This window comes from Rahnella sp. P4_A8, assembly GCF_056402435.1.
The window spans coordinates 128,162-149,023 of record NZ_JBFUHK010000004.1; the positions used below are offsets into that span (position 1 = coordinate 128,162).

Genomic DNA, 20,862 nt, shown 5'->3' on the forward strand with positions numbered 1-20,862 from the left:
GAGCCAGACTGCCACTTCTTAGTGTACCAGCAGGGTCGCCATCATTCCTATTACTTTACTTTTTGCGCAGCGCGCCGCAGTTTCTCCACCTTCCTCCTCCTCCTGACAATTCGCCTCACGGGATGAGGGCAAATTTTGCCCACTCATTACACTTAAATTCACCTCTGTTCTGATAATGCTTCCTGCCTTTCGTAAGGAGAGCCATGAAACACCTGACACTGCCTTTATTATTGCTCATTTCTCCCGCCGCACAGGCCGACTGGACGCTGCAAGGCTTCCCCGGTTTCGCCGAACCGGTCAGCGGAATATTCACCAGCCACGCCACATTACCTAAGGGACAACGCACACTGGAATTACATCAGGATAATCAGTGCTGGCAACCCACGGGTGCGGTAAAGCTTAACGAAATGCTGTCGCTGCAACCTTGTGAAAGCCAGGTGCCGGTTAACTGGAAACTGTTCCGCGCGGGGGATTATCAGGTTCGAATTGATACCCGCAGCGGCACACCCACGCTTCAGCTCAGTTTGAAAACGGCGGAGGAGACCGTCGCCCCGGTGGCGAAAACCTGTCCGCGTGGAGATGGAAAACCGCTGACCGTCGATGTCTCCGGCACTTTTGCTGAGGGTGAAACTGTTCGCGATTTTTATTCTGGTCAGAGCACACAGGTCAGCGGCGGCCACATCACAATGATGCCGGATCCGGCCAGCGGCGGCCTGTTGTTACTGGAAACAGCAGAGCGCAAAGCGCCCGCGGCGTTTAGCTGGAAAAACGCCACGGTGTATTTCGTACTGACCGATCGCTTTGAAAACGGCAATCCGGATAACGATCACAGCTATGGCCGTCACAGTGACGGAATGCAGGAAATCGGCACTTTCCACGGCGGTGATCTGGCCGGGCTGACCAGCAAACTCGACTATCTGCAACAGCTCGGCGTTAACGCACTTTGGATCAGTTCGCCGCTCGAGCAGATCCACGGTTGGGTCGGCGGCGGCACCAAAGGCGACTTCCCGCATTATGCCTATCACGGCTATTACACGCTCGACTGGACAAAACTCGATGCCAATATGGGCACCGGCGAAGATTTACAGAAACTGGTCAGCGAAGCGCACAAACGTGGGATCCGCATTTTATTTGATGTTGTCGTCAATCACACCGGCTATGCCACGCTGGCAGACATGCAAACCTTCCAGTTCGGCTCGTTGTATCTGAAAGGTGATGACATCGGAAAAACACTCGGCAAAAACTGGACTGACTGGAAGCCCGGTCCAGGCCAGAACTGGCACAGTTTTAATGATTATATTAATTTCGGCGACAAAGACGGCTGGAGCACCTGGTGGGGGAAAAAATGGATCCGCACCGACATTGGTGACTATGACTCGCCCGGTTATGACGATCTGACGATGTCATTGGCCTTCCTGCCGGATATTAAAACGGAATCGACGCAAGCCAGCGGCCTGCCCGTTTTCTATCGCAACAAACCCGATACGGCCGCACGTGAAATTCCCGGTGCAACACCGCGTGATTATCTGGTCACCTGGCTCAGTCAGTGGGTGCGGGATTACGGCATAGACGGATTCCGTGTGGATACCGCCAAACACGTCGAAAAAGCGACACTGGCATTACTCAAAGACCGTTCAGCCGAAGCCCTGAAACAATGGAAAACGGCCAATCCTGCAAAGGCGCTGGATGACGCACCATTCTGGATGACCGGCGAGGCATGGGGCCACGGCGTGATGAAAAGTGATTATTACGCCAATGGTTTTGACGCAATGATTAATTTTGATTTTCAGGATCAGGCCGCGGCGGCGCTGAGTTGTTTTGCCAGCATCGATGCAACTTATCAGCAGATGGCGGAGAAAATGCAGGATTTCAATGTCCTCAGTTATTTGTCATCGCATGATACCCGGCTGTTTTTCGCTGCCGATGCCAAAGGTTCTCTACCGTTACAGCAGCGCGCCGCAGATTTGTTGCTACTGGCACCCGGCGCGGTGCAGATTTATTACGGCGATGAAAGTGGTCGCCAGTTTGGCGCGACGGGTTCAGATCCTTTACAGGGAACGCGTTCTGACATGAACTGGAGTGAGCTGACCGGCCCGAAACAGGCTTTACTGAAGCATTGGCAAAAACTGGGAACTTTCAGGGAACAACATCCGGCGGTTGGCGCAGGCGTGCAGAAATCGCAGCTGACGGCGCAATATTATGCCTTCAGCCGTCAGCAAGGTGACGATAAAATAATGGTGGTCTGGGCAGAAGAAAGAGGGAAATAACGGCGCAGAAAGCAAAAGGCCTCGCGTTAACGGCGAGGCCAGTTCACATCAACGCGCATGAATCAGTGGCCGTCGAAACAGACCAGGCTGTAGCAGTTGATATTTGAATCGTTCAGGCGTTTTTCACCGCCCAGTTCCGGCAGGTTAATGATGAATGCAGCATCAGTCACTTCTCCCCCCAGACGACGGATCAGTTTCGCGGTGGCTTCAATCGTGCCGCCTGTTGCCAGCAAATCGTCGATCACCAGAATTTTTTCGCCAGGTTGAATCGCATCAACGTGGATTTCAAGACTGTCAGTGCCGTATTCAAGATCGTAGGTTTCGCTGATGGTTTCACGCGGTAATTTGCCCGGTTTACGCACGGGAACAAAGCCCACGCCCAGAACCAGCGCAACCGGTGCGCCAAACAGGAAACCTCGTGCTTCAGTGCCCACCACTTTGGTGACGCCGGCATCGCGGTAACGGTCGGCCAGTAACTGAATGCTTGCAGCGTAAGCTTTTGGGTCTTCCAGCAAGCTGGTGACGTCACGGAACAGTATGCCTGGCTTAGGATAGTCAGGGATGGTTTTGATACTGTCTTTAATAAACTGTAGCTGCTGTGCGGTAGCGGTCATAATGTAATTGCCTGATAAAGCTGCTGTTCATACTTAAACGCGGGCGGTCAAATGTCCCCCGCCATGCCTGTATAAAGCATGTCGTTCAAGGAAGGAAATTGGGAGCGCACCGACGTACGAGATGCCCAAATCTATGCAAAGCTGCTTTAAAAAGCAACCCGCAGCCGGACATGATCGCCTGTTTTATTGCTCAAGGTCAACCACAGGTAATCGCCACATCATGATCAGCAGCGAAAACATCATGCAAACCAATAAAATACGCACCCACAATAACGGCACAAAATATATCGAAATAGCGAAAGTCACCACAATCAGCGCAACCGCTTTCGGCTTTACACCTTTCGGTAACGCGCGATGTGTCTGCCAGTGGCGCAGATAGCTGCCAAACCATGAGCGGTACAATAACCACTGATGGAAACGGGGTGAGGACCGGGCAAAGCACCAGGCCGCCAGCAGTAAAAAGGGAGTTGTCGGCAACAACGGTAACACCACGCCGAGCGTCGCCAGCACCACACACAACCAGCCAACGGTAATCAGTAGTACACGTTTCATGCATTTCCTTCAGCTTAAAACAGGCTGCATAGACGATTTACGGTTTCTCAGTGTAAACAAGTGCGCAGAGGCTGTCATACCGGTAAGCTACGCCAGAGTTTAAGGGAGATTATCGTGAGCACAGAACGAATTTTACATGTCCTCGATCAGCAGATCGAAACACTGGCTCGGGAAATTGAACCGATCGGCCATGTTTCCGCCTCACAGGCACGGTTTGATGTCGCACTTTTCTCAACCAAAGGCACCCGGTTGCGCGATTATCTGGCAGAAATTAAAACCAATTTGCGGCAACTGAATCAGGAAGTACTCGAAAAACGCTCTGCGCAGGTGGCGTTTATCGCCGAACGGCTGGTGGCACAAATTACCGCCATGCAGCGCGAGCTGGCGACCCAGTCTCTGCGCAAAACGCACCAGACACCGGAACGCAAAAGCCATGATAATTACACCAAACTGGCGGAAACTCAGCAGTTCGAGCGACGTCTGATTGCGATGATTGAAGATCGGGAAACCACGCTGGGTCAGCTGGCGACATTCAGCGATCAGCAGCGGGTGCAGAAGGAACTGGCGGCGCTCGAAGGACGTTTAATGCGTTGTCGTCAGGCGCTGGCCAAAATAGAGAGACAAATCGAGCGGCAGGAAAAAGGTTTTTGAATCTTTATCACATTTTTTTAATCCGGCATTCAGGCCGGACCTTTTCTTATCTATAATAGTAAGTCCAAAACCTGCTAATCATAATGTTGGCCTATATGTCCGTAGAAAATGCGCCCCCCGAACTTCAGCTTGCTGTCGATTTGATTTACCTGCTTGAGTGCAATGAAATTGCCCCTGAAACCGCGCTTGCGGCGCTGGAAATCGTACAACGCGATTATCAGGAAAAGTTGAAAAACAGTAAGAGTACGCTTTCGATCAGTTACCTTTAAGCTGACCGGCTGCCTGCTTCAGGGGAACCCGTCAATTTCCCCTGAATGGCACCGAATTTCTCAGCTCTGTGGCAATGCATCCGGTTCATCGCCCGGTTGTCGCATTACACGTTTCACTTCCTGCACTTCACTGCCGTCCTGATTATGCAGATACACCTCCAGCTGATTGAACGCGATATTAATGCCGTTTTCGCGGCAAAGCTTATCAATGCTGCGGTTAAGTTCATCCACGGTATAACTGCGATCCCCCAGCTCACGCACATACACTCGCAGTTCGTGATCGAGCGTGCTGGCCCCGAAATTCAGGAAGAACACCAATGGCGCGGGGTCACTCATCACACGGGCATTTTCATGCGCCGCCTGCAATAAGATCTCTTTCACTTTGTCGAGATCGGAACCATACGCCACACCGAGTTTGATCAACACGCGGGTGACGGTGTCGCTCAACGACCAGTTGATCAGCCGCTCGGTCACAAACGCTTTATTCGGGATGATCACTTCTTTGCGGTCGAAATCGATAATCGTGGTCGCACGGATACGAATGCGGCTGACGGTGCCTGAGAATGTCCCGATGGTCACGGTATCGCCAATACGCACCGGGCGTTCGAAGAGAATGATCAGCCCTGAAACAAAGTTCGCGAAGATCTCCTGCAAACCAAAGCCCAGCCCCACCGACAGCGCGGCCACCAGCCATTGCAATTTATCCCACGAGACGCCGAGCGATCCGAGCGCTGTCACTGCGCCAATCACCGTAATCGAATAGGTCAGAATGGTCGTAATGGCGTAGGACGTCCCCTGCCGCAATTGCAGCCGCGACAACACGACAACCTCAAGCAATCCCGGCAAATTTCGCGTTAATACATACGCCACAATCACCGCGAGGAAACCGAGCAGGAAATTCCCCAGCGTCACCGTTTGCTGAATGACCGCGCCCGCCACCGTGCTGGAGTAATGCCACAAGGTAATGCTGTCCAGATACGAAATCACCGTCAGCAAATCCGACCAAATCCAGTAAAACACTGTCGCGAAGATAAAGAACAGACCCATCGTGGTCAGGCGTAATGACTGCTGGTTGATCTGATCCAACCCGATCTGCGGCTCTTCGACTGGCTCGTTGCCCTCCGCGCCATCTTTCGCCGCTATGGTCTGGCGACGCGCCAGCGCTCGGCGATAAGCCAGGCGCCGCTCGGCAACACTGAGTCCGCGCAATGCCGCAAGATAGGCAATGTTCCAGAAAATCAGCAGATACAGGCTGTCAATCCAGCGACCTGCCAGTCGCAACGTGGTGTAAAAATACCCGCTGACCACCAATCCGACGAAGAAAATCGGTGCCAGGGCAATCGCCGTCACCACCACCAGCCGAATACTGTGCGAATCTTTTTCACGCCAGCCATCGCGCGCAATCGGGAAAACCAGAACAGTCAGGGCTAGCATCGTCAGGAAAATCACGACCTGACCGATGATGTCATCCACCAGCCCGAGCGGCGCTTTCTCACCGCGTACCGACCAGAAAATCAGCGGTAACATCACCAGACTCAGACGAATGACAGAACGACGATAGTGAGCACAAGTGGCCGCCGGCGTATTGAAGTGCCGTTCATTTATGCCGCCCGGTTTGAGAATTCGATAACAAAAGCCCATCACCAGCTGGAAAACCGCCAACCGTTGCGCCAGTGTCCAGAAGAAATCACTCGGCTCGATATCACACACTGAAAGCCAGTAGCCGATGCCGAGCATCAGCAGGACGCCGGGCAAAACATTCAGCGCCATTAATGCCAGCGCCTGCGGCGTATGCAATTGGCTGTCCCGCTTGAGCTGTCCGACATCATTGCTCAACATTTCAATCCGCTGGTTAATATATTTCCTGCGCCACAGCAGCAACAAAATTACGGTTAACAGCGGAATGGTCACCGGCAGGGAATGCAGTGCACCCAGCATCAGCTCACCCGGCGGAATACTGACATGCAGGCTGCTCAGCTGATTTTTCACTTCATCTGGCAATGACTTGATGAACTCCCAGTTCATCGGTTTATTGCTGCTCACCCAAAAAATTTGCTGGGTCAGCGTTTCGGTCAGCGACTGGTTGATGCTCAGCAATTGTTGCTGGTTAATCTGCAAACTGATGGCCAGCGACAGCTGATTACCGAGCTGTTTATTCAGTTGATCAAGTAGCTCACGTCGCATGTCGACAATCTGATCCAGTGCATCACTGATATCGCCGTTAATCGTCTCTTTGCTGTTGGCCACTACGCCCTGAATGTAGCTGTCGCCCTGGAATAAGGCATCACGCTGCTGATTGATCTTGAACTGTTCGAGACGCAGATCGGCAATGTGCGTGCTCATGTCCGTTATCAGGCCGGAAGGCGGGATGGTATTTTGTTGTTGCTGATACAAAATGCGCGACAGCAATAAACTGCCTTTCAGTACAGTGATTTGCTCTTTGAGGTCATGCTCAGCCTGCGCCGAACGGTCGAGCCAGTTTTTCACCGTGATGTTTTTCTGCACCAGTTGGTTGCCCTCTTCCGTGGCGGCAATCAGGCGTTCACTGAGCTGGCGGTTAATCCCCAGTTCCTGCGCAACAAGCGGATCATTTTGGATGTCCGAGGTGTCGTCCGGGGTCTGTGCTTCTTTTGCCGTGCGTTCAGACAAAATCAGCCGTTTTCCGTTGACCACTTCCTGCAACAGCTGCGCGGTATGTTCCAGCTGGCTGATGTGCGCATTGGTGTAATCGCGTTGTTTTTGCAGTAAATCCTGTAACGTAGTGTTGGCCTCGAGGCTCTTACGTTGCAGATCAATCTGCGCAGTCAGCAAAGCCTGCTGCGTCACGAGCATATTTTGCTGAGTAGTTCGTAAATCTTGCTGACCAGGCGACATGCCATTGAGCTGATTGCGGATTTTCTGGATAGCCAGCGAATAGGTGTACATCGCGTTCTGCACGCGTTCCGGCTGGGTTTGCAGGGAAATCAGCTGGGTATTGAATGTGGATAAATCTTCCTGAGAAGACTGRAGATCATCGAGGGTATCGTTAAGACGATTTTCCAGCTGACGCAGCGATAAAGCGCCAAGTTGCGCTTTGTTGACGTCATCTTTGGGGTTGTTTTTGATTTGCTCGAGGCCATCCATCGCCACCCGTAACTTCTGCGGTGCTTCTGCGACCTGTTTTTGCAGCTGATTAACTTCCTGTTTCACCCGATCGAGCGCATCAAGGTATTCCAGCGTGTGGATCAAATCCTGTTGCGATAGCTTATCGACCGGCGTCAGGTTTTTTTGGCGATTTAACGCATCAAGCTGGTTTTGAACTTCATTACGGCCCGGAATATCATTACTGGCAGCATGACCGGGGAAGGAGAAAAGAAACAATGCAACGCATATCACAAACGTAAAAAAACCTGCCATTCCCTTTTTTTTCAGGAGAGAAATTACGTCAGAAGCGGCGGCCAGAAACCAGATAAACATACGTCGGTGTCAACTCATACCAAATGAATAATAGGTGATGACAATAGCAGCGTTCACGATGAAAGGAAGGAGAAAAGCGTATCTGAATACAACATCAGTGTGTTTATTTTGTCGCCAAAATGGAGAACAGATTTGCAGGCTTATTAATACAGCGGAAAGCAGTAAGACGTTATTTTATCATGGTAAGAAAGGATGAGTGGCGGAGCATATCTATATACGTATCCACAAACCTTCCGGCATTGCCTTCTAAATCAAAGCTTTCAGGAATAAATAACCAGTTTTCCATTAAACCGGAKAGATAGGCGCGTAAAATAACTGCGGCCTGGCGGGTATCGAGATTGGCCGGGAGTTGCTTTTCTTCTATGCAGCGTACGAGAATACGCTCAATTTTACCGTATCCTTCCATATAGAGCGCTTTGCGCGCTTCATGAACCGATGTCATCTCCCCAACAAATTCACATTTATGGAATATAATCTCCATCAATGCTTTACGCTGGCTATCTGTGACGGTGGCGACCAGTATGTAAATAAGGATTTCGCGCAAAATACGCAGTGGATTATTCGGAAACTTTGTCTGATACTCTACTTCGAGCACTTTTATCCGGGATTCATAAGCTTCCCAGATCGCGTTAAACAGTTCCACTTTGTTCCTGAAATGCCAATAAATTGCGCCCCGCGTCACACCGGCTGCATTTGCAATATCAGTCAGTGATGTCGACGATACTCCACGGGCAGAAAATTCACGCACAGCAGCATCCAGAATCTGTTGTCTGGTTTCCAGTGCCTGTGATTTGGTTTTTCGTGCCATAGGTTTATCTTTATGGGGAGTTTGATTTACATACATTCTTGAATGTATGTAACATAGCACGCACATACTAAAAGCGCAGCAATGGATTTGGGATGTTGTGATCCATTGGACAATTTGAAATCGGACACTTGAGGTTTATTTATGAACAAAAACAGAGGGTTAACGCCTCTGGCGGTAGTTCTGATGCTATCCGGAAGCTTAGCACTTACAGGATGTAACGATAAAGAAGCTCAGCAAGGTGCGCCACAGGCTCCGCAGGTTGGCGTCGTTACCCTGAAAACTGAACCGCTTAATGTGACTACCGAACTTCCTGGTCGTACTGCTGCTTTTCGCATTGCTGAAGTGCGCCCGCAGGTTAACGGTATCATTCTCAAACGTAACTTCGTTGAAGGTAGCGACATCAAAGCCGGTACCTCCTTATATCAAATTGATCCTGCCACTTATCAGGCCGCGTATGACAGCGCTAAAGGCGATCTGGTAAAAGCTCAGGCGAATGCACAAATTTCCCGTCTTACCGTGACACGTTACAAGCCTCTGCTCGGTACCAGTTACATCAGCAAGCAAGATTACGATACGGCTGTCGCAACTGCGGCACAGGCTGATGCTGCAGTAGTCAGTGCGAAAGCAGCCGTTGAGTCTGCACGCATCAATCTCGCTTACACCAAAGTGACCTCCCCGATCAGCGGACGTATCGGTAAATCGTCTGTGACAGAAGGTGCACTGGTGTCTAACGGCCAGGCCACTGCGCTGGCAACCGTGCAACAGCTCGACCCTATCTACGTTGACGTAACACAGTCCAGCAATGATTTCCTGCGTCTGAAACAGGAACTGGCTGACGGTTCACTGAAACAGGCTGACGGTAAAGCGCAAGTCAAACTGCTGATGGATAACGGTAAAGAATATTCACAGCCGGGTACATTAGAATTCTCTGATGTGACTGTTGATGAAACCACCGGTTCCATTACTTTACGAGCCATCTTCCCGAATCCAAATGATTCCCTGCTGCCGGGTATGTTTGTGCGCGCACGTCTTGATGAAGGTGTTAACAACAACGCACTGCTGGTTCCGCAGCAAGGTATCACCCGTAACCCGCGTGGTGATGCAACAGCGATGGTTATCGGCGCTGACAATAAAGTTGAACTTCGTACTGTGACCACAACACAAGCTATTGGCGACAAATGGGTTGTTACTGACGGTTTAAAAAGTGGCGATAAAGTTATCGTGACAGGACTGCAAAAAATTAAGCCAGGCGTACAGGTTACTGCACAGGAAGTCGATCAAAACGCAGCAGCGCCCGCTACAGCGACGAAGTCTTAATAGGAGCCGGTAATTCATGGCTAAGTTTTTTATAGATCGTCCCATCTTTGCATGGGTGATCGCCATCATAATCATGTTGGCGGGGGGATTGGCAATTCTTAAATTGCCAATTGCGCAGTATCCAACCGTTGCGCCACCGGCTATCCAGCTGACCGCAACCTATCCGGGCGCGGATGCGCAGACGGTACAGGATACCGTTACTCAGGTTATTGAACAGAACATGAACGGTATCGACAACATGATGTACATGTCGTCGACCAGTGATTCATCCGGTACTGTTCAGATTACCCTGACCTTTGCTTCAGGTACTGACGCGGATATCGCACAGGTACAGGTTCAGAACAAACTGCAGCTCGCAACGCCGTTGCTGCCGCAGGAAGTTCAGCAACAGGGTATTTCCGTTGAGAAATCGAGCAGCAGCTTCCTGATGGTGGCCGGTTTTATTTCCAACAATGGTTCAATGACTCAGGATGACATCGCCGACTACGTCGGTTCCAACGTCAAGGATCCTATCAGCCGTACCGCCGGTGTGGGTGACGTTCAGCTGTTCGGTGCTCAGTACGCGATGCGTATCTGGATGGATCCGAACAAACTGAACAACTTCCAGCTGACGCCGGTGGATGTGATTAACGCCATCAAAGTTCAGAACAACCAGATTGCAGCCGGTCAGTTGGGTGGTACGCCACCGGTTCCGGGCCAGCAGTTGAACTCCTCTATCGTGGCCCAGACCCGTCTGAAGTCACCGGATGAATTCGGCAAAATCATTCTGAAAGTGAATCAGGATGGTTCTCAGGTTCGCCTGAAAGATGTGGCTAAAATCGAACTCGGTGGTGAAAACTACGACGTTATTGCCCGTTTTAACGGACAACCTGCGTCAGGTTTGGGTATCAAACTGGCAACGGGTGCGAACGCCCTGAACACCGCAGCGTCTGTAAAAGCCACGCTGGCTAAACTTGAACCGTTCTTCCCGGCTGGCTTAGAAGTTGTTTACCCATACGACACTACGCCGTTCGTAAAAATCTCGATTAAAGAAGTCGGTAAAACGCTGTTCGAGGCCATCGTCCTGGTATTCCTGGTGATGTTCCTGTTCCTGCAAAACTTCCGCGCAACCCTGATCCCAACGATCGCGGTTCCTGTGGTCTTGCTGGGCACCTTTGCAATCCTGGCGGCATTCGGTTATTCGATAAACACCCTGACGATGTTCGGGATGGTGCTCGCGATAGGCTTGCTCGTCGATGACGCCATCGTCGTCGTCGAGAACGTCGAACGCGTCATGGTCGAAGAGGGGCTGCCGCCTAAAGAAGCCACCAAAAAATCCATGGAGCAAATCCAGGGTGCATTGGTCGGTATCGCGATGGTGCTGTCCGCAGTATTCATTCCGATGGCCTTCTTCGGCGGTTCAACCGGTGTTATCTACCGTCAGTTCTCCATCACCATCGTTTCTGCCATGGTGCTGTCGGTTCTGGTGGCGATGATCCTGACGCCTGCGCTTTGTGCGACCATGCTTAAGCCGGTTGCCAAAGGCGAGCATCACGAGAAGAAAGGTTTCTTCGGCTGGTTTAACAAGAAATTCGAGCAAAGTACGCACCACTACACCGACAGCGTAGGCAACATTCTGCGCAGCACCGGTCGTTATCTGGTGATTTATCTGTTGATCGTTGTCGGCATGGCATTCCTGTTTATCCGCCTGCCAACCTCCTTCCTGCCGGAAGAAGACCAGGGTGTATTCCTGACCATGGCGCAATTGCCAGCAGGTGCAACCCAGGAACGTACGCAGAAAGTGCTCGATGAAGTTACCGATTACTATCTGAACAAAGAAAAAGCTAACGTGAACTCGGTGTTTACGGTTAACGGCTTTGGCTTCGCAGGTCGTGGTCAGAATACCGGTATCGCGTTCGTCAGTCTGAAAGACTGGTCTGAGCGTAGCGGCGCTGAAAACAAGGTTCCTGCGATTGCAGGCCGTGCAATGGGTGCGTTCAGTACCATTAAAGATGCACTGGTGTTCCCGTTCAACTTACCCGCGATTGTTGAGTTGGGTACGGCGACAGGCTTCGACTTCCAGCTGATTGACCAGGCTAACCTTGGGCATGACAAACTGACACAAGCACGTAACCAGTTGCTGGGCATGGTGGCTCAACATCCTGACTTGCTGACTCAGGTTCGTCCGAACGGTCTGGAAGATACACCACAGTACAAAATCGAGATTGATCAGGAAAAAGCAACGGCACTTGGCGTTTCAATTTCCGACATCAACACCACATTGGGTGCCTCGGTTGGTGGTAGCTACGTCAACGACTTCATCGATCGTGGTCGTGTGAAGAAAGTGTACGTTCAGGCTGAAAATAAATACCGTATGTTGCCATCAGACATCAACAATCTGTATGTCCGTGGCAGCGCAGGCCAGATGGTGCCGTTCTCCGCGTTCTCAAGTGCGAAATGGGAATACGGCTCACCGCGTCTGGAACGTTATAACGGCCTGCCATCAATGGAAATTCTGGGTCAGCCAGCTCCGGGTAAAAGTTCGGGTGCTGCCATGGCGATGATGGAGTCTCTGGCTTCTAAACTGCCAAACGGTATCGGCTATGACTGGACTGGCCTGTCTTATCAGGAACGTTTGTCAGGTAACCAGGCCCCGGCCTTGTACGCTATCTCCCTGATCGTCGTCTTCCTGTGTCTGGCAGCGTTGTACGAAAGCTGGTCAATACCGTTCTCGGTTATGCTGGTGGTTCCGCTCGGTGTTGTCGGTGCACTTATTGCAGCTACGATGCGCGGTTTGAGCAACGACGTATACTTCCAGGTGGGTCTGCTGACCACTATCGGGCTGTCTGCGAAGAACGCCATATTGATTGTTGAATTCGCCAAAGACCTGATGGATAAAGAAGGCAAAGGTCTTATCGAATCAACGCTTGAAGCGGTTCGTATGCGTCTGCGCCCGATCCTGATGACATCGCTGGCGTTCATCCTTGGTGTTATGCCGCTGGTTATCAGTTCCGGTGCAGGTTCCGGCTCACAGAACGCTGTAGGTACCGGCGTAATGGGCGGGATGATCACGGCGACCCTGCTGGCGATCTTCTTTGTTCCGGTCTTCTTCGTGGTGGTTCGTCGCCGCTTTGGTAAGAAGAACGAGGATATCGAACATACGCACAAAGTAGAGCATCCGACGCTGTAACCGGATCTCCCACCTAAACGAAAGGCCGCTTATGCGGCCTTTTTTTTCGCCTGAGACTTGAACCTGAAAAAGGATGAGCGCATAATTAATGTTATAGTATAACATAACATTTAGAGGCATTATGAAACCCACTATCCATCCTGCGTACCGCACCGTGGTTTTTCACGACACCAGTGCTGACGAATACTTCAAAGTTGGCTCGACTATCTCGACGGACCGCACCATTGAACTGGAAGGGGCTACCTACCCGTATATCAGCATTGAAGTGTCTTCAGCCTCTCACCCTTACTACACCGGTAAGCAGAAAGAGTATTCCAAAGAAGGCAGTACCGCGCGCTTTAACCAACGCTTCGGCAGCTTCCTCGGTAAGAAATAAATGACATCAGGGAAATCGTTATGCAAGTTCTGAGTTCATTACGTTCAGCGAAAAATCGTCATCCGGATTGCCGCGTAGTCCGCCGCAAAGGCAGGGTTTATGTGATTTGCAAAAGCAATCCACGTTTTAAAGCCGTACAAGGTAAGAAGAAAAAGCGTTAACACCTCGTCTTCTCATTCCTTCTGTACTAAAAACAAAAGCCCCGTCGCTTGCCCGACAGGGCTTTTTCTTATGCTAAGACATGATGTAAAGCTCCCCACAGCATAGCCGTGAGGAGCGAAGATCTTATTTCATGCTGGCGACAATCGTCTCAACGTTATGCTTAAACGCTTTCACGTAAGTTGTCGCTGGTCCTTTCGGGCCGGACAATGCTTCAGGGTACAACTCCCCCCCTGGCTCAGCACCGCTGGCTGCTGCTATCTGTTTAACCAGACGCGGGTCGGTCTGATTTTCGATGAAGTAAGTTTTCACCTTCTCTGCTTTAATCTGCTTAATCAGAGAAGCCACACCACTGGCACTTGCTTCAGCTTCCGTAGAAAAACCAACGGGCGCCATAAAGCTGACGTGATATTCCTGACCAAAATAGCCGAAGGCATCATGGCTGGTCAGCACTTTACGTTTCGACTGTGGGATACCGGTAAATTCAGTTTTTGCCCACGCATCCAGCTTTTGCAATTGTTCAATATAAGCAGTGCCGCGCTGACGGAAATAATCCGCATCTTCTGGATCCACTTTGATCAGCGCATTCATCACGTTAGTGGCATAAATCACGCCATTCGCCATACTGTTCCATGCATGAGGATCGGTGATTTGCTTACCGTCTTCTTCCATTTTGCGGGAATTTACGCCTTCCGATGCTGTTACCAGATGACCTTTATAACCCGATGCAGTCACCAGGCGATCGATCCACCCTTCCAGGCCCAGACCGCTGACAAAGACAACATCAGACGCATTGATGGCTTTGCTGTCTTTAGGTGAAGGTTCGAAGCTATGCGGGTCACCGTCCGGTCCGACTAACGTCGTGACTTTCACATGCTCCCCCCCCACTTCCTGAACGATATCTCCAAGAATTGAAAAGCTGGCTACCGCATTGACGGTTTTAGCCATCGCCAGCGGACTCGACAGCAGGGCAGCTACTGCGAGTGATACAGGTAATAATTTCATCATGTCCCCTTAATTGTGGTACTGCTTATTAACGTATTGCTGCTTAACTTCGCGAGGCGGTTAACATGCCGCCCCGCTTTCCGAATAAAACCGAAATGAAGAAGATCACTGTCGCACTCAGCACTATCGCGGGCCCGGCGGGCAACGAAGCATAATAAGACCAGATGAGTCCTACAACGCTGGCAATCACACCAATAATCATCGCGCTCAGTAAGGTATGAGGCAGGTCGCGAGCCCAGAAACGGGCACTGGCGGCAGGCAACATCATCAGCCCGACAGACATCAGAGTGCCGAGGATCTGGAAACCCGCCACCAGATTGATCACCACCAGCGCCAGAAACATTCCATGGATCGCTGCCAGCCATTTTCCGGCGCTGACACGCAGAAATAGCGAATCAAATGACTCAATGACCAGTGCACGGTAAATGCATGCCAAGACCAGTAAAGAAAGACTGGCGATAATACCGACCATAATCATGGCGGATGAATCGATGGCAAGAATTGAGCCAAACAGCACATGTAAAAGATCCACGCTCGAACCGCGCAGGGAAACCAGCGTGACCCCAAGTGCCAGAGAGCCAAGATAGAAACCGGCGAAACTGGCGTCTTCTTTCAATTGTGTACGACGACTCACCAGCCCGGACAGCATCGCAACAGCCAGGCCTGCGATAAAACCACCAATCCCCATGGCGACCAGCGACATCCCCGAGATCAGATAGCCAATCGCTGCGCCGGGTAAAACAGCATGCGAAAGTGCATCACCCACCAGACTCATCCGGCGTAATAACAGGAAAACGCCCAATGGCGTGGCGCTGATTGATAATGCGATGCAGGCAATCAAAGCGCGCCGCATGAAACCGAATTCAATGAAAGGATCGGCAAGCAGATGAAAAAGCATCATGAATTTGCGACTCCCGTCGTCAGGGAGAAAGGTTCTGTCGAAATGCAGGCATGCGCCTGATGAGGAAAATGCCCGAGGACATCCTGTGCGCTTCCCCATAAATTCTGCTGTCCACTGAGGTAAAGCACGTGCGGAAAGTGTCGTGCAACCATCGAAATATCATGCAAAACCGCGATGACAGTTTTTCCTTCCTGATGCCATTGCGCGATGACTTTTAACAGTAAATCGATGGTTTGAGTGTCGATACCTGTGAACGGTTCATCAAGCATAATGAGGGGTGCCTGTTGCACCAGTAAGCGGGCAAACAGCGTACGTTGCAATTGCCCGCCAGAAAGCGATCCTACGGGCAGATGCGACATTTCCGTCATCCCCACCGTCTCCAGCGCCTTATCGACGGCTATCGCAGACTGTTGGTTTATGCCACCGAATAACCCGCTTTGCGGCCAGCATCCCATCGCGACCAGATCAAACACGCTGATAGGGAAACTGCGATCCAGCTCAGCCTGCTGTGGCAAATACGCCAGTCGGGGGCGTTTCCCGCCCGTGAAAGTTATATTCCCTGCCACAGCCTGCTGCAAACCGGCTAATGTTTTGAGAAAGGTGGATTTCCCGGCACCGTTGGCACCAATGACAGCTGTCAGGGAACCCGGACAAAACTGTCCGTTAAGGGGCATGGCCACCGCCTGACGGTCATACCCCACTTCGAGGTCATTAACAAAAATCATGGTAGTGAAATTGCCCAGTAAATAGCTGCCCATAACAAAGCGAGCACAGCCAGTACAGCGACGCAGCGTACCGGCGAAGAAAGTGTAAAGAGTGTTTTTGTCATACCCCCTCCAAAAAGTTATAATATAACATCACAATAGGGTATGAGTATCAATACATGAACTGTTTCAGTTTTTTACGGCAGAAGGGATAGCAGGCCGTTTTTGAAAGAACACGGATCTTAACTGTTAAAAAAGAGTAAAAATTGATGAATGAGTTGTAATTTGCACTACAATCAAAAAGTTATGGAATTTTGGTTTGGAAATTTTTTTCTCTGCCCAAAACACATCCTGATGAAAATATGCGATAATGAAGGGATATGTGCTTAAGAGGTAAATGCCTTTGAAGAAATTGATCCATTGTGATATTAATGGGAATATTCTTACGGTTGATGAGTTACAACAGATTATTGAACCTGCTTTGTCTGAAATTGAAGAGTCCTTAATTGGAGATTTAACTTATTTTTCAGAAAATGCGCGTTATGAAACAAATTCTTTGCAGATCGTGTCAATAACACAAATTGGCAAAAACTATTATTCAATGACTTACCAGTTCAAATGGACGATTTTCAATGGTTGTCTGGACATTAATGCTGATGAGTTAACGAAGCAAAGTGTCAGATTCTGGGTTAAACCTGACGGATTGGAGTTTGATATTATTGAGTCCTTCAAAGGCTCAACGGCTGAAGAATTGTAAGTTTGAGTAATACGTTTGCACAGCTTTCTAAAAATGAATTATATTTAAAATACCGGCTGTATATTAAATCCTTTAAACCTCATCCCGAACACTGTTCATTGTGATTGTCTTTGATGTTTAAGCCAGTTCATAGCGTTTTAGTGAGAGCCGTTTCCTGTAAGCCATTAAGTTTTGTTGTTTACTCACAGAGTGTTATCAACACCGAATAAACCATTACGGAGGGGATGATATGGATGAGTACTCGCCTAAGCGGCACGATATCGCTCAGTTACGCTACCTGAATGAAATGCTGTATGATGAAGGGATTGCGACACTGGGTGACAGTCATCATGGTTGGGTTAACGATCCGACTTCGGCTGTTAACTTGCAGCTCAATGAACTGATTGAGCACATTGCATCCTTTGTGATGAGTTTTAAAATTAAGTATCCAGACGATAACCATTTAAGTGATCTGGTTGAAGAGTATCTGGATGATACCTACACGCTGTTCAGTAATTATGGAATTAACGATTCTGATTTACGCCAATGGCAAAAGACCAAGAAGCGGTTATTCAGAATGTTCTCAGGGGACTACATCTGTACCCTAATGAAGACTTGAGTAATAATTTATATGCAGTCATCAGATAAAAATCAAAAGGCTAAGATGAACAAAATCGACTATTTGATGCGTTTACGAAAATGCACCACTATCGATACACTTGAACGTGTTATTGAAAAAAATAAGTACGAACTTTCCGACGACGAGCTGGAATTGTTTTACTCGGCAGCTGACCATCGTTTAGCGGAGCTAACGATGAACAAGTTGTACGATAAAATCCCGGTATCAGTCTGGAAATTTGTACGCTGATCTATAAAGCCAGGCCGGAATATCCCCCGGTCTGGCTGGTTAATATTTAACCATATTATCGTTAATATTATTTAACTATATCTTTGAGTTAAGTTTTTCTACTTTCTCTTTGATCTGCCGATGAAATGTTTGCAACAGAAACTGAAAACATTGTTCCGTTTTAGGTGAACGCAATGGTGCGGGTTTGCGCATCATCGCCACTGTTCTGCTTAATGTGGGCTGCTGCAAGTGAATCACTGTTAATTCATTATCGTTAAGTGTTGCAGTATATAACTCTGGTAATATTGCTAATGCCAGACGCGAACGCACCAGTCCATATAACGTCTCCTGAAAATCTACGCGATAACTCACCCGTAAATTCAAACGATGACTCTCACTCAGTGATGTCACCAGCCTGCTAACATTCCCCTTTGAGAACAAGGCAATATCTCTTTTCAGCAGTTGTCGCCAGGGAATATTGTGATCCTGAGAAAGCGGATCGTCGCGTCTGATAACCGCCACAAAAGGATCTTCCAGCAGTGGATAAACAGCTATGGATTCCGGCACTGTACTGTCTGTTGCACCGATACCAAAATCCACTGATCCGTTCTCCAGTTCCAGTAATAATGCATCGTTTGTCAGGTCATGAAATTCCACACGCATATCAGGGAAATATTCCGCCAGTAATTGTGGAACGACCGGAAATAACAATGTACTCACCGAAGGTACTAATCCAATGCGTAATGTGCCATCCCCGCCCTGACGCATAATTTGCTGCATATCATCGAAAACACTAAGCGCGGTATTCAATAAACGTTCTGCATATGGCAGAACAGCCTCACCCTGTTCAGTCAGACTCACACCTTGTGCCGTCCGGTTGAGTAGTTTGCCCCCTAATACCGATTCAATTTGCCGAAGCGCACTGCTCAGCGCGGGCTGACTGATCGCCAGACGATTCGCCGTATCGGTGAAACTGCGCAGTTGTGCCAGCGTCACAAAGTATTGAATTTGCTTGAGGGAAAGGGCAGGTAACCGGCGCCAGGGTTCAGACATATGAGCAGCTATTCCGCGAAAAATAGAAAACGTTTGCTCAGCATAACCGTATCTTATAAACGGATAAAATAATTCATCTGTGCAAAGCCCCCCCTGCTCCCTACATTAGCCTCACCATTGTTTAAATCCGGACACTGATATGACCGACGGCATCACCTCCCAGCCCCTGCGCCAGCGGGCCATAAACGCAGCACTGGGGAACATCCCTTTCGACCGTCTGCTGATTAATGCCCGTGTTATCGACATGGTCACAGGGGAAATTCGCGAAGCCGATGTCGGCATCACCGGCAATATGATTGCCAGCGTTCATTCACGCGGGAAATTCACGCAGACTGAAAACGTTGATGATTTATCAGGAAATTACCTCTCTCCCGGCCTTATCGACACGCACGTTCACATCGAAAGCTCGCATTTGCCACCCGAAAAATACGCCGAAGTCGTCGTCGCTCAGGGCACAACAACGGTGTTTTGGGATCCGCATGAACTGGCGAATGTGCTGGGCGTTGCCGGGGTGCAGTACGCCATCCAGTCCAGCCGTAATCTGCCATTACGCGTGATATGCGCTGCGCCTTCCAGCGTGCCGTCAACACCGGGCTTAGAGATGTCCGGTGCGGATTTCACAGGCCAGGAAATGCAGACAATGCTTAGCTGGCCGGAAATTGCAGGTGTCGCCGAAGTGATGGATATGCATGGCGTGCTCAATGGCAGCGGGCGAATGCTGGAAATCCTCGAAGCCGGACTAAACAGCGGAAAGCTGATTGAAGGCCACGCACGCGGCCTCAAAGATGAACAATTGCAGGCGTATCTTGCCGCAGGTGTGACATCAGATCACGAACTGACCTCGGCTGATGATGCCCTGGAAAAGCTGCGTGCCGGTCTGACGCTGCAAATTCGCGGCTCACATCCTTATCTTCTGCCCGATATCGCAGCCGCTTTGCTCGCACTTCCCCATCTTTCATCACAAATAACATTGTGTACTGACGACGTACCGCCCGATCATCTGCTGGAAAAAGGCGGGCTGATCGCCTTAATCAAGCTCCTGATTTCCTACGGATTACGTGCAGAAGATGTACTACGCATGGCGACGTTGAATGCCGCTATTCGCATGCAACGTTCTGATTTAGGGCTGATTGCCGCAGGCCGCACGGCTGATCTTATCGCGTTTGACTCGCTGGAAAATCTTCTTCCGCGTGCAGTATATGTCGGCGGAACCTGTGTAGCTCAGCAAGGCAAGCTGCTGTTTACCCCTGCCGCCGCGAGCGGAGTGGTTCCACCACGAGACACCATGCGCTTAACGCCGCTGAACGCCGCTGATTTCAGGCTAAAAATTCCGGGGCTGAACAACGGCAAAGCGCGTCTGCGCAATATTAAAGGCGCACGCTTTACACAATGGAGTGAAGTAACCGTGAATGTGCGGGATGGTGCCGTACAGATACCTGACGGCTTCAGCCTGATTTGGGTTCAGCACCGCCATGGCCGCCACGACGCCACACCGAAAATGGCATTACTTGAAGGCTGGGGAGCATTGCGCGGTGCCATCGCGACCTCTTACTCTCACGACGCCCATAATCTGGTGATTATCGGCCGGGATCCTGTCGACATGATGATAGCGGCCAATCAGCTGATCGCCAGCGGCGGCGGTATGGCGTTGAGCCAGCATGGCAAGTTGCTGGCCAATATCGATATGCCGATTGCCGGAATGCTGTCTGATTTACCGGCCACGGAACTGGCGAAGCAGTTTAAAAACCTGCGCGACCTCAGTGCACAGGTCGCAGACTGGGAACCGCCTTATCGCGTTTTCAAAGCTATCGAAGGAACGTGCTTAGCCTGTAATGCAGGCCCACATCTGACTGATTTAGGGCTGACAGATGGCGGTTCACGGGAAATCGTCAACCCGGTTCTGGAAATCTGGCCAGAAGAAATCTGAAGCATTCTCAAAACCACCAGACGTAAAAAGATAGCAAACACAACATTATAA

19 protein-coding genes are annotated in these 20,862 nt (G+C 50.1%); 11 read left to right on the forward strand and 8 right to left on the reverse strand.

Annotation, left to right across the window (positions count from 1 at the left end; all coding sequences use genetic code 11):
• Nucleotides 1–203: 203 nt before the first annotated feature.
• Nucleotides 204–2,267 carry an alpha-amylase gene (locus tag AC1DUO_RS03920; protein WP_112151708.1) on the forward strand — a complete coding sequence of 688 codons (2,064 nt, stop codon included), beginning with the start codon at nt 204–206 and terminating at the stop codon, nt 2,265–2,267.
• A 62-nt stretch (nt 2,268–2,329) separates the two neighbouring features.
• Here the strand turns inward: AC1DUO_RS03920 and apt are convergent, their stop codons facing one another.
• Together apt and AC1DUO_RS03930 are read right to left on the reverse strand one after the other, a co-directional pair.
• The gene (gene apt / locus AC1DUO_RS03925; protein WP_013576602.1) at nt 2,330–2,881 is read right to left on the reverse strand and encodes an adenine phosphoribosyltransferase; all 552 of its coding nucleotides are present in this window, start codon (nt 2,879–2,881) and stop codon (nt 2,330–2,332) included.
• A 183-nt stretch (nt 2,882–3,064) separates the two neighbouring features.
• The gene (locus AC1DUO_RS03930) at nt 3,065–3,433 is read right to left on the reverse strand and encodes a DUF454 family protein (protein ID WP_112151709.1); all 369 of its coding nucleotides are present in this window, start codon (nt 3,431–3,433) and stop codon (nt 3,065–3,067) included.
• A gap of 114 nt (nt 3,434–3,547) precedes the next feature.
• Between AC1DUO_RS03930 and priC the strand changes: the two genes are divergently transcribed.
• Together priC and rsmS are read left to right on the forward strand one after the other, a co-directional pair.
• Nucleotides 3,548–4,084 (forward strand): primosomal replication protein PriC, encoded by a 537-nt coding sequence (gene priC, locus AC1DUO_RS03935; RefSeq protein WP_013576604.1) that lies wholly within the window; start codon nt 3,548–3,550, stop codon nt 4,082–4,084.
• 95 nt (nt 4,085–4,179) lie between these two features.
• A complete protein-coding gene (gene rsmS / locus AC1DUO_RS03940) occupies nt 4,180–4,353 on the forward strand; it encodes a pleiotropic regulatory protein RsmS (RefSeq protein ID WP_015690305.1) in 174 nt (57 codons plus the stop codon).
• 60 nt (nt 4,354–4,413) lie between these two features.
• On the opposite strand, the gene mscK is transcribed toward rsmS, so the two are convergent.
• Nucleotides 4,414–7,809, reverse strand: a complete 3,396-nt coding sequence (gene mscK, locus AC1DUO_RS03945; RefSeq protein WP_119261883.1) for a mechanosensitive channel MscK — start codon at nt 7,807–7,809, stop codon at nt 4,414–4,416.
• Nucleotides 7,810–7,978: 169 nt separating this feature from the next.
• Complete coding sequence (gene acrR, locus AC1DUO_RS03950) at nt 7,979–8,617, reverse strand: multidrug efflux transporter transcriptional repressor AcrR (RefSeq protein ID WP_013576607.1); 639 nt, start codon at nt 8,615–8,617, stop codon at nt 7,979–7,981.
• Nucleotides 8,618–8,758: 141 nt separating this feature from the next.
• Between acrR and AC1DUO_RS03955 the strand changes: the two genes are divergently transcribed.
• The 4 genes from AC1DUO_RS03955 (at nt 8,759) to ykgO (ending at nt 13,640) form a co-directional block, all read left to right on the forward strand.
• Nucleotides 8,759–9,934 (forward strand): efflux RND transporter periplasmic adaptor subunit, encoded by a 1,176-nt coding sequence (locus AC1DUO_RS03955; protein WP_013576608.1) that lies wholly within the window; start codon nt 8,759–8,761, stop codon nt 9,932–9,934.
• A gap of 16 nt (nt 9,935–9,950) precedes the next feature.
• Complete coding sequence (gene acrB, locus AC1DUO_RS03960) at nt 9,951–13,103, forward strand: multidrug efflux RND transporter permease subunit AcrB (protein ID WP_013576609.1); 3,153 nt, start codon at nt 9,951–9,953, stop codon at nt 13,101–13,103.
• A gap of 121 nt (nt 13,104–13,224) precedes the next feature.
• Complete coding sequence (locus AC1DUO_RS03965; RefSeq protein ID WP_013576610.1) at nt 13,225–13,479, forward strand: type B 50S ribosomal protein L31; 255 nt, start codon at nt 13,225–13,227, stop codon at nt 13,477–13,479.
• 20 nt (nt 13,480–13,499) lie between these two features.
• Nucleotides 13,500–13,640, forward strand: coding sequence for a type B 50S ribosomal protein L36 (ykgO, locus tag AC1DUO_RS03970; protein WP_013576611.1), 141 nt, complete (start codon nt 13,500–13,502; stop codon nt 13,638–13,640).
• A 124-nt stretch (nt 13,641–13,764) separates the two neighbouring features.
• On the opposite strand, the gene AC1DUO_RS03975 is transcribed toward ykgO, so the two are convergent.
• Genes AC1DUO_RS03975 through AC1DUO_RS03985 form a run of 3 tightly spaced genes read right to left on the reverse strand, consistent with a single transcriptional unit; the run spans nt 13,765 to nt 16,269 of the window.
• A complete protein-coding gene (locus AC1DUO_RS03975; RefSeq protein ID WP_013576612.1) occupies nt 13,765–14,643 on the reverse strand; it encodes a metal ABC transporter substrate-binding protein in 879 nt (292 codons plus the stop codon).
• Nucleotides 14,644–14,686: 43 nt separating this feature from the next.
• The gene (locus AC1DUO_RS03980; RefSeq protein WP_013576613.1) at nt 14,687–15,544 is read right to left on the reverse strand and encodes a metal ABC transporter permease; all 858 of its coding nucleotides are present in this window, start codon (nt 15,542–15,544) and stop codon (nt 14,687–14,689) included.
• Nucleotides 15,541–16,269, reverse strand: a complete 729-nt coding sequence (locus tag AC1DUO_RS03985) for a metal ABC transporter ATP-binding protein (protein WP_173362112.1) — start codon at nt 16,267–16,269, stop codon at nt 15,541–15,543. The genes AC1DUO_RS03980 and AC1DUO_RS03985 overlap by 4 nt, the downstream gene beginning before the upstream one ends.
• 376 nt (nt 16,270–16,645) lie before the next feature.
• Here AC1DUO_RS03985 and AC1DUO_RS03990 point away from each other — a divergent pair, with 376 nt between their 5' ends.
• From AC1DUO_RS03990 to AC1DUO_RS04000, 3 genes are all read left to right on the forward strand, one after another.
• Nucleotides 16,646–17,005 (forward strand): hypothetical protein, encoded by a 360-nt coding sequence (locus AC1DUO_RS03990; protein WP_015690306.1) that lies wholly within the window; start codon nt 16,646–16,648, stop codon nt 17,003–17,005.
• 229 nt (nt 17,006–17,234) lie between these two features.
• Nucleotides 17,235–17,603 carry an Hha toxicity modulator TomB gene (tomB, locus tag AC1DUO_RS03995; RefSeq protein ID WP_013576616.1) on the forward strand — a complete coding sequence of 123 codons (369 nt, stop codon included), beginning with the start codon at nt 17,235–17,237 and terminating at the stop codon, nt 17,601–17,603.
• A gap of 45 nt (nt 17,604–17,648) precedes the next feature.
• A complete protein-coding gene (locus tag AC1DUO_RS04000; RefSeq protein WP_013576617.1) occupies nt 17,649–17,852 on the forward strand; it encodes an HHA domain-containing protein in 204 nt (67 codons plus the stop codon).
• A gap of 75 nt (nt 17,853–17,927) precedes the next feature.
• Here the strand turns inward: AC1DUO_RS04000 and AC1DUO_RS04005 are convergent, their stop codons facing one another.
• Nucleotides 17,928–18,884 (reverse strand): LysR family transcriptional regulator, encoded by a 957-nt coding sequence (locus tag AC1DUO_RS04005; protein ID WP_013576618.1) that lies wholly within the window; start codon nt 18,882–18,884, stop codon nt 17,928–17,930.
• A gap of 139 nt (nt 18,885–19,023) precedes the next feature.
• Between AC1DUO_RS04005 and AC1DUO_RS04010 the strand changes: the two genes are divergently transcribed.
• Nucleotides 19,024–20,811, forward strand: coding sequence for an adenine deaminase (locus tag AC1DUO_RS04010; protein WP_013576619.1), 1,788 nt, complete (start codon nt 19,024–19,026; stop codon nt 20,809–20,811).
• Nucleotides 20,812–20,862 lie beyond the last annotated feature (51 nt).